This is a genomic window from Mesorhizobium sp. WSM4904 (genome assembly GCF_029674545.1).
Taxonomy (GTDB): Bacteria; Pseudomonadota; Alphaproteobacteria; order Rhizobiales; family Rhizobiaceae; genus Mesorhizobium.
This window is the reverse complement of record NZ_CP121354.1, coordinates 3,180,428-3,194,122: the sequence shown is the minus strand read 5'-3', so window position 1 is coordinate 3,194,122 and position 13,695 is coordinate 3,180,428. Positions and strand designations below refer to the sequence as shown.

The 13,695-nt window shown below is 61.4% G+C and carries 12 protein-coding genes; 3 read left to right on the top strand and 9 right to left on the bottom strand.

Going from position 1 to position 13,695, the window contains the following annotated elements:
• Positions 1-57: 57 nt before the first annotated feature.
• From QAZ47_RS15305 to QAZ47_RS15285, 5 genes are all read right to left on the bottom strand, one after another.
• Positions 58-810 carry an SDR family oxidoreductase gene (locus tag QAZ47_RS15305; protein WP_278233654.1) on the bottom strand — a complete coding sequence of 251 codons (753 nt, stop codon included), beginning with the start codon at positions 808-810 and terminating at the stop codon, positions 58-60.
• 18 nt (positions 811-828) lie between these two features.
• A complete protein-coding gene (locus QAZ47_RS15300; protein WP_278233653.1) occupies positions 829-1,242 on the bottom strand; it encodes a cupin domain-containing protein in 414 nt (137 codons plus the stop codon).
• 97 nt (positions 1,243-1,339) lie between these two features.
• Complete coding sequence (locus tag QAZ47_RS15295) at positions 1,340-2,332, bottom strand: alpha/beta hydrolase (protein WP_278233652.1); 993 nt, start codon at positions 2,330-2,332, stop codon at positions 1,340-1,342.
• Between the two features lie 63 nt (positions 2,333-2,395).
• Entirely contained in the window at positions 2,396-3,154 is a 759-nt protein-coding gene (locus QAZ47_RS15290; RefSeq protein ID WP_278233651.1) for an SDR family oxidoreductase, read from the bottom strand.
• A gap of 72 nt (positions 3,155-3,226) precedes the next feature.
• Positions 3,227-3,988 (bottom strand): alpha/beta hydrolase, encoded by a 762-nt coding sequence (locus tag QAZ47_RS15285; protein WP_278233650.1) that lies wholly within the window; start codon positions 3,986-3,988, stop codon positions 3,227-3,229.
• Between the two features lie 462 nt (positions 3,989-4,450).
• On the opposite strand from QAZ47_RS15285, the gene QAZ47_RS15280 reads away from it, so the two are divergent.
• Positions 4,451-5,233, top strand: a complete 783-nt coding sequence (locus QAZ47_RS15280; RefSeq protein ID WP_278233649.1) for an ATP-binding protein — start codon at positions 4,451-4,453, stop codon at positions 5,231-5,233.
• Between the two features lie 252 nt (positions 5,234-5,485).
• Here QAZ47_RS15280 and QAZ47_RS15275 read toward each other — a convergent pair whose 3' ends face one another.
• The 3 genes from QAZ47_RS15275 to QAZ47_RS15265 all read right to left on the bottom strand — a co-directional run bounded on the left by QAZ47_RS15275 (position 5,486) and on the right by QAZ47_RS15265 (position 9,307).
• On the bottom strand, positions 5,486-7,030 hold the full coding sequence (locus tag QAZ47_RS15275; RefSeq protein ID WP_278233648.1) for a cyclic nucleotide-binding domain-containing protein: 1,545 nt from the start codon (positions 7,028-7,030) through the stop codon (positions 5,486-5,488).
• 262 nt (positions 7,031-7,292) lie between these two features.
• On the bottom strand, positions 7,293-7,514 hold the full coding sequence (locus tag QAZ47_RS15270; RefSeq protein ID WP_278207581.1) for a DUF680 domain-containing protein: 222 nt from the start codon (positions 7,512-7,514) through the stop codon (positions 7,293-7,295).
• Between the two features lie 737 nt (positions 7,515-8,251).
• Positions 8,252-9,307 carry a LysR substrate-binding domain-containing protein gene (locus QAZ47_RS15265; RefSeq protein ID WP_278233647.1) on the bottom strand — a complete coding sequence of 352 codons (1,056 nt, stop codon included), beginning with the start codon at positions 9,305-9,307 and terminating at the stop codon, positions 8,252-8,254.
• Between QAZ47_RS15265 and QAZ47_RS15260 the strand changes: the two genes are divergently transcribed.
• Together QAZ47_RS15260 and QAZ47_RS15255 are read left to right on the top strand one after the other, a co-directional pair.
• Positions 9,294-10,817, top strand: a complete 1,524-nt coding sequence (locus QAZ47_RS15260; protein ID WP_278233646.1) for a sulfatase-like hydrolase/transferase — start codon at positions 9,294-9,296, stop codon at positions 10,815-10,817. The two genes, QAZ47_RS15265 and QAZ47_RS15260, sit on opposite strands and share 14 nt — an antisense overlap.
• 17 nt (positions 10,818-10,834) lie before the next feature.
• Positions 10,835-12,400 carry an ABC transporter substrate-binding protein gene (locus QAZ47_RS15255; protein ID WP_278233645.1) on the top strand — a complete coding sequence of 522 codons (1,566 nt, stop codon included), beginning with the start codon at positions 10,835-10,837 and terminating at the stop codon, positions 12,398-12,400.
• A gap of 277 nt (positions 12,401-12,677) precedes the next feature.
• Here QAZ47_RS15255 and QAZ47_RS15250 read toward each other — a convergent pair whose 3' ends face one another.
• The gene (locus tag QAZ47_RS15250; RefSeq protein WP_278233644.1) at positions 12,678-13,658 is read right to left on the bottom strand and encodes a GlxA family transcriptional regulator; all 981 of its coding nucleotides are present in this window, start codon (positions 13,656-13,658) and stop codon (positions 12,678-12,680) included.
• Positions 13,659-13,695: the final 37 nt, after the last annotated feature.

The window sequence follows — 13,695 nt, the reverse complement described above, 5'->3', positions numbered from 1 at the left end:
CTTGCTGGTCTCCTCAGCGGATTTCGTGCAGCCGGGGCAGAAGTTCATTGTCCGCGATCATGTGAGACCCAGACCTCCGTCGACGGCGACGACCTGCCCGGTCACCCATTCGGACGCCGGATCGGCGAGATGCAGAATCCACTTGGCCACGTCATCCGGGCTGCCGCGTCGTCTGAGCGGTATCTGCTCGCGCTCCGCTTCCTCGATGACGGCAGCATGCTCCGGGGAGAGCCCCATCATGCCCGTCAGCGCGCCGGATTCGGTCGGGCCGGCGGCGACGGCGTTGACGCGTACGCCCTTGGGCGCGAGCTCGAGCGCCCAACAGCGAGTCAGGTGCTCCAGCGCCGCCTTGCTGGCGGCATAGTGGGAGAGGCCAGCCGCGGGCCGATGACCGAACGTGCTCGATATGTTGATGATCGCTCCTTTCGTCGCCGCCAGATGCGGAAGTGCTGCCGCCGCCAGCAGGCTGGGGCCGAAGACATTCACGGCAAATATGTTCGCGACCCGCTCAGCGGCAGCATCACGCAGGGACAGAAGAGCACCGGCGCCGGCGTTGTTCACCAGCACGTCGAGGCGACCCCATGTGTCGATTGCCCTGGCGATGGTGCGCGGAGCATCTTCGGGCTCCGCGGCGTCGGCGACCAGGCTGACAATGTTCGGGTGCTCGGCGACCGTCTGCTTCAGCGGCGTCGCGCGGCGGCCGGTTACCATCACCTTTGCGCCTTGCCTGGCGAAGCCAATGGCCGCAGCGCGCCCGATGCCCGAGCTTCCACCCGTGACGATGACGACCTTGTTGTCAAATGCGGACATGGCTTTGCTCCTTGGCTTTCATTCGCCGTAGGGTGTGGTCAGTTCCTTCTCGGCGGTGTCGACGACGAACACGGCAAGCAGCTTGGCAGGCTCAGTCGCGCTGGCGTTCTCGCTGACGCCGTGACGGTCGCCCGGAAACTCGGAAAAGCTCTGGCCGGCGTGATAGGTCGTGACCGCCCCATCATTGACCTTGCTGCGGATCGCGCCTTCGAGAACGGTCGCATAAATGAAGGCGGATTTCGGGTGAGTATGTGCCGAGGAGGTGCCGCCAGGTGCATATTCGACCAACACGGCGCGCATGCTCTTGCCCGGCACGTTGGGGAGCGGATGGTCGTAGACGAGCTTGACGTTCTCGCCGATCGTATCGTGGGCAAGTGCCCCGTTTGCGAGAATCGTTACGGTTGCTGCGCAGCAGAGGATGGTCTTGATCATTGTCTGGCTCCAGTCGCGGTTTGGTTTGATTGGGAGCCGCCGGCCGGAGGGGGGAGGACGGCCGGCGGCAGGCTCTAGCTGGCGGTACAGCGGGAGCCTATGACTTGAGGAAAGCGAGAAGGTCGTTGTTCACCAGTTCGGCATGGGTCGTGCACATGCCGTGCGGCAGGTTCTCGTAGGCCTTGAGCGTACCGTACTTCAGGAGCTTTGCCGACAAAGGCGCCGAATCCGCGAACGGCACGATTTGATCATCCGTGCCGTGCATGACGAGAGTTGGCACGTCGATGATCCTGAGGTCGTCGGTGAAATCAGTTTCCGAGAAGGCCTTGATGCCGTCGTAGTGCGCCTTGGCGCTGCCCATCATGCCCTGCCGCCACCAGTTCTGGATGACGCCCGGGATCGCTTTCGCGCCTGGCCGGTTGAAACCGTAGAAGGGCCCTGACGGGAAATCGATGTAGAATTGTGCCCTGTTGTCGGCGAGCGACCTGCGCAACCCGTCGAACACCTCGACTGGAAGGCCGCCTGGATTTGCCGGCGTCTTTACCATGATCGGCGGCACGGCGCCGATGAGGACGAGTTTCGCGCTGCGCCCCTTGCCATGGCGGGCGACGTAGCGGGCCGCTTCCCCGCCGCCGGTCGAGTGACCGATATGAATGGCGTTCCTCAAGCCGAGGTGCTCGATCACCGCCGCCGCGTCGGCGGCATAGTGATCCATGTCGTGACCGTCGCTCACCTGTGCGGAGCGGCCGTGCCCGCGCCGGTCATGGGCGATGGTGCGATATCCCTGGCCGACGAAGAAGAGCATCTGCGCGTCCCAGTCGTCGGCGCTAAGCGGCCAGCCGTGGTGGAAGACGATCGGTTGGGCATCCTTCGTACCCCAGTCCTTGTAATAGATCTCAGTGCCGTCCTTGGTGGTAACGGTGCTCATTGTCCTTGGTCCTTTGTCTGGTCTGAGAGAGGAAATATCTTTCGCACGCTCTGCTCGCGCGGGCGCAGCTATGGAGAGGCCGGTCGCTGCGGTGGCGGCCAGTGCGCCTAACAAGATGTCCCGGCGTGATGCTGCGGCGGAGGAGGAAAAGTCGTCTTTCATCGGTTCGCTCTTTTCGCGTTGAAGGTAGACTGCGCGTGATTGGCGATGCGCGACCGCGGTGGATCAGCGTCGTGCGAGCGGGGCGTGGGTGAACCAGTCCTCGAAACGGATCGCTCCGATGCGTGGATGATCGCCGGGGACCAGCGAGCTGTCGTCCAGTTCCGTGCCGAAATAGCGCGCGTGGGGGTCCCCGATCACCTTGCGCGGATCGTTGGTCGCCTTCAGGAACCGCGCGACGAGTTCGCTCATGCGGATCGGCTCAGGCCCGGCGATCTCGATGATGCCGTTGATCGGGGCCGAAAGCGCTACGTCCGTCATGGCGTCGGCCACGTCGTCCGACGCGATCGGCTGAAAGTAGGCGGACGGAAGGGTTACGGTATCGCCGACCGTTGCCGACTGGGCGATGCCGCCCAGGAATTCGAAGAATTGCGTCGAATGAACGATGGTGTAGGGAATTCCAGACTCCCGGATCAGCTTTTCCTGCACCATCTTGGCGCGCAGGTAGCCGCTATCGGGCAGGCGCTCGGCGCCCACGATCGAGAGCGCGATGTGATGTTTGACGCCGGCCGCCTTGCCTGCTGCGAGGAGGTTCCGGCCTGAGGTCTCGAAGAATTCCAGAACGGCCTTGTCCTCAAACGAAGGCGAATTTGCGAGATCGATGACGACGTGCGCTCCGGCGAGAGCTTCCGCCAGGCCCTCGCCCGTGACGGTGTTGACGCCGCTGTTCGGTGAAGCTGCGAGCACTTCATGACCCTTCTTGCGCAGCCTCTCGACGGTCTTCGAACCGATGAGTCCTGTGCCGCCTATGATGACGATTTTCATATCCAATCTCCTGTCTTGCATGCTGAATTGCGTTGCGGAACGGAATGCCGGCCGTAGCGGGTAGCCGGCTCTTCACCGGGCTGAGGCAGCTTCCTCGATGAGCGCTGCGACCTCGTTGGGATGCGAGACCATCACGGCGTGGGAAGCGCCCTCGACGACCACGGTTTTCACGGCATGCGCACGTTCCGCCATGAACTTCATGACCGCAGGCGGGATATTTCGATCGGCTGAGCCATAGATCGCGTACGAGGGGATCGTCTTCCATGAGGCGACACCCGATGGCTCCGCCAGAGCGGCTTTGGCGACGGGACGCTGGGTCGCCGCCATCAGGCTGGCCTCGGTCGACGGTACGTCGGCAGCGAACTGCTCGTGGAACTTTTCCGACCGGATATAGAGATCCTGGCCGCCGTCGGGCTGCGTCACCGGCAGAAGCGCGTCGCCCAGCGTGCTGCCGGGGAATTTTGCCGAAAGCGTGAGGCTGGACTCGCCGGTCTCCGGCGCAAACCCGGCCACATAGACCAGCGCCTTCACATTGTTCTTTCCATTGGCTGCCTCGGTGATGACGGGCCCGCCATATGAATGGCCGACCAGCACGACCGGTCCTGAGATCGAGCGGACGACTGCCGAAACCGCGGCTGCATCGCCCGCGACGCTGCGAAGAGGATTGGCCGCAGCGATGGCCGTGTAGCCGTCCTTGTTGAGGTCGGCGATCACCGCGTTCCAGCTCGACGACTCGGCGAAGGCGCCATGCACCAGCACGATTGTCGGCTTGACCTGCCGGCCCGCGGGTTGGGCCATGGCCTCACCCGAAACGGCAAACGCCGTGGCGAGCATCAAAATTCTCGTAGTCCTTAGCACTTCCTTCTCCTTTGCGACCGGGCGTTACCAGTTGCAGCGAAGAATGCTCCGAGCCTGTGCGCTGAACTATTCTACGGGGGCATCGGTCTTCCGATGCGAAAGTATAGGGTTGGTGCACTCGACAACTCGGAGCTCTAGCCGACGAGAGGCAATGGGCAGCGTATGGAGGCATCGATCGGTCAGACGATACGGATAAACTTGGAGGGGCGGAGCGGACAGTACGGGCTAGGCAGCCAGCATGTCGGCCGAGAATCGGACAAGCGGACGACCAACTCAATAAAGCCCTGGCACCGATCGAACGGGCTTGGTCCAACGAGATCCGCAGCAAGACATATACCGCGGTATGGTCGGCCCTCTCCCTCGATCCAATCGATGGCAAAGGCTCGTCGAAATAGCGTCCCCGGAGACAGAGGCCGTTGCCGAACAGAAGAGGCCAAGATGCTAAGCGCAGAGCCAAAAGCCGACCCAGCGGGCGAGTATGCCCGTGACTCATCCGCCGAAGCCGCTCGGCACAGCCTGCACACGAAGCCGCCGACAGCTGGCACCGTTCACGATCTGGGCAATCTTATCCAGATCGCGTTATCCGCGCTAAACCGCATCGCACGGGAACCTGGCGCCTCGGTTGCTCCAGCGCTTGAGCCCGTGATCGGCAGCGCCAGGACGGCCTTGCTGCAAGCCGGCGCGCTTGTCCGGGAGACGATAAGCAGGGCTCAAGAGAGCCATCCCGAGATCGAGGAAACCAACGTAGGTGCTTGCCTGATCGAGGTCGAGGCCCTCATCCGGTGTTCTTGCGAGCCGCATATCCAGCTTGAGCTTCGTGTCGGATCCGGCCTGCCTCGCGCGAAATGCGATCGCTTGGGCCTGCAGAATGCGGTCCTGAATCTTGTATTCAACGCGCGTGACGCAATGCCAGGCGGCGGTTTGATCTTAATCGACGCCACCGTCGTTCAAGGCCGTCCCACTCTTATCGAGCTTCGCATCGTCGATAGGGGTATCGGAATGACGCAGCAGACCGTCGCCCGCGCCTTCGAGCCATTTTTCACCACGAAGGGCAAGGGCCTGGGTGGTGTCGGCTTGCCGATGGTGAAGCATTTCGCCGCGGAGCACGGCGGAAGCGTCGAGATCGAGAGCGTCCTGGGGGCCGGTACAACCGTGATCCTGCGAGTGCCGGCAGCACCGTCGGAACTCGACGCCGGGCGAACCGATCGACCTGCCTTGTGAAGCTGAGCGCTTGCAAATTTGACGCGAGGGCCACGGAAATACGCAACAGCATCCTGCGTGAGAAATGAGAACAACCCGCCCGTCCTCAGCCTGTAGTAGGCGGCTGCGAACGCACCATGAGGCAGATCCTCTCAATGTCGCTATGATTTTGACCTTCGCCGAGTAGCGCGCGCCACGCATAAAGTTCCGTAGCCGCATCCGTAGGAAGCAATTCTTCCTATCCTGAACTCGGTGTTTCGCCCCGTGGGATGGTCATCGCTTCCTCCGCTCTTGCGAGGGCTGCGTCCCGGTGTCCAAAAGGCGTCCGAGCGGAATGTCGCGAAAGACCGTCCGAATGGCCTTGATCAGCGCGGATCTCGAGCGCGTGTGCTGCTGCTCCGGAGCGCCGCTTTCGCCTGAAGTTGATAGGCCGGTTGCGAGCACCGCCGCGAGGTCTTCGGCCATTTCGGGCCGGGCGAGCAGCAAAGGAGCGAAGCTTGTCTGGTCAATTTCGTAGACCACGACATGGGTCAACGCTCGCAATGTCGAGGTCTCGCCGATGCCGGCCAGCAGACCTGTCTCGCCTAAGAAGTCGCCGGGCGCGAGACGACCGATTTCCTGCATGCGGACATCGTCCTCGCCCAGTTGCCGGGCGATGATGCCTGCTCGAACGATCATGAGCGACGGCAGAATCTCTCCCTGTCGTGCGATGATGTCGCCCTTTCGGTAGGTACGAACCGAGGTCGTCGCGGCAAGGGCCTCCTGCTCGTCGTCCGTCAGCGCCGAAAAAATCGGTATGGCTCTTATAAGGTCAATCGGGGTGACGCTTGGTGGCCTCGCGGTCTCTTCAGTCGGCAGGTTGCTCACGGCGATCGACGAGGGAGGCGCCGCAAGCAGCAGGCCGGTGGACTTGGCGTGGCGGTAGACGAGATCGAAGACTTCATTCCGCGCTGCGATTCGTCGGCCGAGATTCTCGACATGAACAACCAGATCGATCTCGATCGCCACGGCGTTCAAATCCCGAATGACCACCAAGGGCGCCGGTTCTTTCAAGATGGAGTTGCAGCTCAGCAAGGCTGTACGCATCACGTCCACCACGATTGCCGGCATTTTGGTGGGCGCGATTCTTATGCTGAAGGCGATTCCGTGACTCTCGTCTGGTCTGCTCATATTGGTCAACCCAAGCTTGGCCAGAAAGCTATTCGGAAGTGCAACGACGTTGTGGGTCCAGGTGAGCACCTGGGTCGATCTCCAGCTGGTTTCTACGACGCGGCCTTCGGTGCCATCACTCAAGACGATCCAGTCCCCAAGCACGAAGGGGCGGCCGAGGTTTAGTGCGACGCCTGAAAACACGTCGCTTAGCGTATTCTGCAGGGCCAGTCCCAGGATGATGGCAAAGACACCTGAGGTGGCGATGAGGGTGCCGACCGGCACGCCAAAGACGAAAGCAAGGACCGACAGCAGCATTCCAACATAGACGATGCCGACGACGAGATCCTGCAAGAGCCGCGCCTCGCGTGGCTTGCCCTCGAAGACGAGAAAGATGCGGACGAAACCGATCAGCGCCCATGCGAGATGAAGCCACCACAACGCTTTCGCCACCCCGAAGAGTATCGCTCGGGCGGTTGTCTCACTACTCCGAGTTAACTCGTACGGGACGACGGCTCCGTCCAGAAGGAGAACCGACATCGTAAGGAAGAACGCAATCTGAACGATCAGCCTTGTGTTGGAGAGACGCTGCGGAATGACGTACCAGACGACAATTCCGGCGACGCCCACCAGAGCCATGTAGAGAGGAGGGGCGATCCACCAGCTCATGATCAAAGCCTCAACAAATGCTTCCAATCCTCAATGCCACTAGCCCGCCGCCTTGAGCCGTGCGCTCGATCATACGACAGGAGCGACACCGATTAGACCTCTTGCGAGCTTTCACGAGCAGAATCGGTGGCCACTCTGTTCTTCTCGAGGACCGCCCAGATTATCGAGTGCGGCAAGCGCGCGGGGCCTCGATCAAGTCGGATATCGGCATAAAGGCCGCTCGATCCGAAGAAAGACCGAGTGGCTCATTGCTATTTTTGCTCTAGCGTCCCCAAATACCCTGTCCGTATTTGTCGTTAGGCGCGACTGGCTTTCGTACCGTTTGACCGGCGTCATGCTTGGCATGTCCGTCGATCATTTCGACCGAGGAGGTATGCAACTTGTCGGCAGAAGTCGCCTTTTCTGACCCGTAGTGGTCGCTGCCGGCAAGAGCGGTTCCGGCAGAAACAGCAAGAGAGGCGGCAGCAAGTGCGATGAGTTTCATTCTTCTTCTCCAATGTTGGACACTGCGCCAGAATGATACGGAACAGGCCGTAGCCAGACGATCAGACGACCGAATAGTTGGATATATACAGAAGCATTGGATAGCACTGGCCGAAGACGAGGGAACGATCTCGCGGTTGCCACGCAGGGGCAAAGCATTCGGCCATAGGGAGCAACTCAGCCGTGTTACGTTCAACCAAAATACGAAAACAAAATTGAAACCAATAGCTTACGGGAAACCAATACGTGCTGACTAGGTTCGCTTTTTTTGGAACCCAACTCGCTATTTTTTGGATCCAAATCGCTATTTTTTGGAACCGACAAATGCAATCAATGGTCATGGTGGGCCCGGAGGGTGTGAGACTGCCAAAGAAAATCAATGGCTTACAGGATGGTTAGCCAACCGATATCCTTCGTATAATCTCGTATGGTCGGGCGAACCTAGGGATCAGGAAGAGGAGTAGTTTTCAATGCAGTCGGTGGCTCTTTCCTATCCTCCAAAAGGGCCATGAATACATGTTGACTAAGGGCGTTAGCGCGACCGGTTTGGGGCCGATTCCGGACGGTCTGGTTCTGGAGAAGCGATCCGTAGCTAGCTGCCGTCGGAGGAGGCCGGCTGGCCACCGGACGGGACGGAGTGAGTTTCGTAGAAGCTGCTATCAAGTCAACCCAAGCTGGCGGCGCTTGGATAGACCCGAGAATCGATGCCGTTACCCGAAGCTCGCATTTCCGGATAGGTCAGCTTGCGCCTTGTGACGGCAGCAGCCAGCCCTGATCACTTACGACCATCAGTTCCGTCAGCGCTTCGATGACCTTGCCAGCCGCCACCCCCGTTGCCGAGCGGTCGTTGGCGATGATCGCGGTGCGAAACGGAATGTTGAAATCAATCGGTTTCAATATCAGCCCGAATTCGGAATAGAAGCTTGCGGTGAACGGATCGACAACCGCAAGCGAGGGACTGCCCCTGACCAGCGCGCAGGCAAGAAAGGACTGGAAAATATCGGCCACGGTGTTGGCGGCGGTCACTTCAAGGAGCTTCGCGCCGTCGTGGCTGCGCCGGAAATAGAGTTCGCCCAGCGACACAAACGGATGGCGGGAAAAGTCCTTCAGCCGAACCCGGTCGTGATCAGCAAGCGCGTGGTTCTCGTCCATCACGCAGACGCTGTTGCTCTCGAACATAGCTATGCATTTCGCGTCAAGAAACGAGACGCCGGCGTCTACCACGCCGATGTCGGTCAGACGCGAAGCGACTGAGGACACTATTTCTGTCGAGCTTCGAACCGCGATTGTGGTTCGCGCTTCCGGAAATTGCGTTCGAAGTCGCTGGATCGCGGCCGGCACGATGTTGAACGACATCGCCGCTAGCGTGCCGATACGCACGACGCCGCGTTTCAATTCGCGGATTTCCTGAGCCGCCATGATTAGGTTGCGTGCGCCGTGAAAAGTCTTGCTGACCTCGCCATAGAACAGCAGGCCCTGTTCAGTCGGCGCCAGCCGGCCACGCGATCGGTCGAACAGGCTGAGCCCCGTGTCGATCTCCAGCTCCTGCAATAGCCGGCTGACGCTCGGCTGCGAGACGTTGAGCGCCATCGCCGCGGCCGACACCGAGCCGGCAACCATCATGGCCTCGAAGGCCTCCAACTGGCGAACGCTAAGCCCGGAAAAACGCATTTCTGCCTCCTGGTATAGAACTAGCACATACCGGCCGAAAATCTTGATCTTTGATTTCGCTCCACTTCGGGCCGTAGCTGTACCTGTGGCATGAACGGGTAGAACGGTCTTGAAGCCAGCCAATCTCATCTTCATCTGCGCCGATCAGATGCGCTACGACGCCCTGTCGATCACCGGCAATCGCATCGCCCGCACGATCAATATCGACCACATCGCGGCGCGCGGTGCGACGTTCCACCGGCACTTCACTCCCAACCAGATTTGCTCGCCAAGCCGCGCAACCATGGCGACGGGGCTCTATCCGCGCCATCATGGTCTGTGGCGCAACGGCGTGGCGCTCGACGAGCGGCTGCCCAATATCTGGAAGGCGCTCTCGCAAGCGGGCTACGCCACGAAGGGCGTCGGCAAACTCCACTTCCAGCCGTTGCTTGCGCCCGCCGAGCGCGCCATGCCGGAATCGCTCGCCTATTGGGAAAGACCCGGCCGCGAAGGCTGGCGCGGCCCCTATTTCGGCTTTGATAGCGTCGACCTCGTGATGGGGGAAGCGAATGAATCAACGCGCGCGGGACACTACGCGGCCTGGCTCAGGCGCAACCATCCCGAGGTGGTCGACCTCTACGAGCCGGAGGCCGGGGGCGGAAGCCGAGCCGAGGACCTGCGGGAGGTCTGGAAGAGCGCGGTGCCGGCCGAACTGCACTACACGAATTGGATCGCAGACCGGGCCGTCGACTTCATCGAGCGCCAGAGCAAGCGGCGGGAGCCTCTCGGCATGTTCGTGTCGTTTCCCGATCCACACCACCCTTTCGCCCCTCCCCGGCCCTATTGCGACCTGTTCCGGCCGGAAAGAATGCCAAAGCCGACGATCCGCGCGGGCGAACTGGAGCGGATGCCGGCCTATCTCCGCGAGGGCGACGACCCAACGAAAGAGCCCTATGTCGCCAGCGGCGAGCAGCCGCGCGAGCAAGGCTTCCTGCTGCGCACCGACGCCATCTCCGATGAGACGCTGTCCACCGCGATCGCCCATACGCACGGCATGATCCAGATGATCGACGACGCCGTCGGCAGGCTGTTGGAGGCGCTGGCCGGCGCCGGCATATTGGAGAGCACCTACGTCCTGTTCACCGCCGATCACGGCGAGCTGCTCGGCGACCATGGGCTGCTGCGCAAGGGACCGCCACCCTATCGCCAACTGCTGCAGGTGCCGCTAGTGCTGTGTGGTCCGGGCATTCATCCAGGCACCAACATCGATGCCCTCACCAGTCATCTCGACCTGTTCGCAACGCTCGCATCGCTGCTCGGCCTGCCGACGCCGGCGACCGACGGCATCGACCTGAAACCGCTGCTAGAAGGGCGGATAAGCGACGTCCGCGACTTCCTGTTCACCGAATACCACCCCCGCCGTGATGCGTGCCTCTACAACCAGTCGGTCATCTCCCGGGAATGGCGCTTCACACGCTATCCAAACCAACCCGCATGGGGCGAGCTCTTCGACCTCCGTCGTGATCCCTGGGAGCATTGGAATCTGTTTCCCGAGAAAGCGTTCAGCGAGCAGGCGCGCGCGCTGAACGCCGTTCTCGACCGGCGGCTGCCGCCGCAGCCGCTGATAGCCAACGAAGTCCTCGGCGCCTACTGAAACCAATGGGGAATGACATGAACGACAAAATCGTTTTCTCAAGCCTGGACAGCATGAACCGCCGCAGCTTCATCAAGACAGCCACTGCGGCTGCCTTGGCCACAGCGGCGTTTCCTCGCCACGGCCTTGCCCAGACGCCGCGGAAAGGCGGTGCGCTGCGCCTCGGTCTCAACGGCGGCAGCTCCGCCGACACGCTGGACCCGACGCAGCTGATCGGCACCTTTTCCATCAATGTCTCGCGGCAGGTCTACAACACGCTGGTCGAGATTGGCGACGACGGCAAGCCGGCGCCGGAGCTCGCGGCAAGCTGGGAAGCCAGCGACGGCAACAAGCGATGGATCCTCAACCTCAGGCCCGGGGTGCAATTCCACAACGGCAAGACACTCGATGCAGAGGACGTCAAATATTCGCTCGGGCTGCATATCAGCGATAAGACCAAGTCAAAAGCCAAGGGGCTGGTCGCCGACGTCGCGGAGGTGCGGGCCGCCTCGCCGTCGCAGGTCGAGATCCTGCTCAAGTCGCCCAATCCTGACATGGACTATGTGCTGTCGGACCTGCATTTCGCTATAGTCCCAGCAGGGTTCGTCGACTGGTCGAAAGCGGTCGGCACCGGCCCGTTCAAGCTCACCGCCTTCCAGCCCGGCGTTCGCGCCACAGCAACACGCAATGAGGTCTACTGGCGCGGTGATCGCGGCCACGTGGACACGGTCGAAACGGTGGTGATCAACGACGCAACGGCTCGCGTCTCGGCGCTGCAAGGCGGCTCGGTACACATCATCAACGGCATCGACTACAAGATCGCTCCGCTGCTCAAGAAAGATCCGCGCGCGTATCTGGTGGTCACGGAAGGCAAGCAGCATTTCTCATTGCCGATGGACGCCACCAAGGAACCCTTCAACAATCCTGACGTCGTGCTGGCGCTGAAGCACGCCATTGACCGTGAGCAAATGGTGAAGCTGCTGATGGCGGGCTACGGACACGTCGGCAACGACCATCCGATCGCCGCCAGCGATCCGAGCTTCAACCCCAACATCGCGCAGCGTACCTACGATCCGGACAAGGCCCGCTTCCATCTGAAAAAGGCCGGCAAGAGCGATCTCGCGCTGGAGCTGCACGCCGCCCCGGCGGCGTTCGAGCAGGCCGTCAACACGGCCGAGCTGTTCGCGCAATCGGCCAAGGCCGCCGGCATCGCCATCACAGTCAAGCGCGAACCAGACGACGGCTATTGGAGCGATGTGTGGATGAAGAAGCCCTGGGTAGCATCCTTCTGGGCCGGCCGCCCCTCAGCCAGCATGATGTTCTCCTCCGTGTACGCCTCAGGCGCGCCCTGGAACGAGACGCACTGGAAGAACGACAGCTTCGATCGCAAGCTCGCAGAGTCACGTTCGCTGGCAGATCCGGCCAAGCGCCGCGAAGTCTATTTCGACTTGCAGCGGATGATCCACGACGACTGCCCTACGATCATACCGGCCTTCGCCAGCTGGATCGACGCCGCGCGTCAAGAAGTGAAAGGTTTCGTGGCGAACCCGAATTTCCTGCTCAGCGACCATCGCGTGGCTGAGCGAGTCTGGCTGGAGGCATGATCCAAATCGAACCTTCCCTACAGTCTCGATATCAGGCGGATAACCGACTTTCCGCCTACCTTGGCCGGAGGCAGCTTTGAGCGGGCTCGACGTCGGCTTCGCGTCCGTATTGAGGCGCGTTGCCGTCCGGTTTCTACTCAACGAGAAGGAGGGCCAGTAGCGGAATATCCGCTATCGGCGGGGAACGGTTAGAAGCGTCGGATCTATCCAGTGCTGCGCCGACCAACAGACGTAGTGATTTTGCAGATCGCGCATTCTCCAGCAGGATGGCTTGAAGTCATGCCTCGGCAGGAATTCGGACCGATCGGTTCGGATGCCTGAGATGGGTCGGCGTGATGCCGGTGTGCTGGCGGAAGACCCGGCTGAAATGGCCGGCGTTTTCGAAGCCGCATCGGTAGGCGATGTCACCTATCTGCAGATCGCTGCCTTCCAGCAGCGATTTCGCGTAGTGCACCCTGAGCGCCAGGTAGGCGGCCATCGGACTGGTGCCGAGTTCGGTCGCGAAAAGACGCTCGAGCTGGCGCCGCGAGCAATTGAGGCGGCTTGCGATCTCTGTAACCGACACCTTCTCCTGCAGATTGCTTTCCATCAAGAGCAAGGCCCGCTTCACCGCGCGGCTCGCGGCTTCGGGAAACAGGTCGCCCACGGGCTGCACGTCCCTGATGTTGCGGATCCGGTCGAGCACCAGGATCTTGGCGGCCTTCTCCGCCGCCTTCTGGCCGATGAATTGCGACACGAAATAGCCAGCGAGATCGGCCGCGCCCGTGCCGCCGGCGCATGTCGCACGGCCGCGGTCGACGGAAAACAAACTATCGGCATGCGCGTTCACGTCTGGGAACTGGACCCGGAAATCCTTGATGTGGAACCAGCTGACGGCGGCGCTGTAGCCGTCCAGCAAGCCGTAGCGGGCCAGCACGAAGCTTCCCGTGCACAGCGCGGTTATGGGCACGCCCTTTTCGGCGGCCCGCAGAAGGAAGGCTTCCTTTTCCGAACTCAAGCCGCGGTTGATGTCGAGCAGGCCGCCGACCACCACGACGTTGTCGAAATCCTCCGGATTGCCGATCGCCTTGGTCGGCAGCAACTCGACGCCGCAGCTCGCCCGGATCGGCAGGCCGCGCTCGCCGACGATCTGCCAGTCGAACTCCACTCTGCGGCTGCGGTCGCCCTCATCGCCCGCCAGGCGAAGCGTGTCAATGAAGAGCGAAAGCGGCGACAGGGTGAAATCGCGAACCAGGAGAAACGCAAACTTCTTGGCCATTTTTTTCCGGGACTGTCCGTCGTGCTATCCGAAGCTC

Coding starts and splice junctions, on each gene's coding strand:
- QAZ47_RS15250 (WP_278233644.1), bottom strand. CDS start 13,658: ATGGCCAAGAAGTTTGCGTTTCTCCTGGTTCGCGATTTCACCCTGTCG.
- QAZ47_RS15255 (WP_278233645.1), top strand. CDS start 10,835: ATGAACGACAAAATCGTTTTCTCAAGCCTGGACAGCATGAACCGCCGC.
- QAZ47_RS15275 (WP_278233648.1), bottom strand. CDS start 7,030: ATGAGCTGGTGGATCGCCCCTCCTCTCTACATGGCTCTGGTGGGCGTC.
- QAZ47_RS15300 (WP_278233653.1), bottom strand. CDS start 1,242: ATGATCAAGACCATCCTCTGCTGCGCAGCAACCGTAACGATTCTCGCA.
- QAZ47_RS15270 (WP_278207581.1), bottom strand. CDS start 7,514: ATGAAACTCATCGCACTTGCTGCCGCCTCTCTTGCTGTTTCTGCCGGA.
- QAZ47_RS15280 (WP_278233649.1), top strand. CDS start 4,451: ATGCTAAGCGCAGAGCCAAAAGCCGACCCAGCGGGCGAGTATGCCCGT.
- QAZ47_RS15305 (WP_278233654.1), bottom strand. CDS start 810: ATGTCCGCATTTGACAACAAGGTCGTCATCGTCACGGGTGGAAGCTCG.
- QAZ47_RS15295 (WP_278233652.1), bottom strand. CDS start 2,332: ATGAAAGACGACTTTTCCTCCTCCGCCGCAGCATCACGCCGGGACATC.
- QAZ47_RS15290 (WP_278233651.1), bottom strand. CDS start 3,154: ATGAAAATCGTCATCATAGGCGGCACAGGACTCATCGGTTCGAAGACC.
- QAZ47_RS15285 (WP_278233650.1), bottom strand. CDS start 3,988: ATGCTCGCCACGGCGTTTGCCGTTTCGGGTGAGGCCATGGCCCAACCC.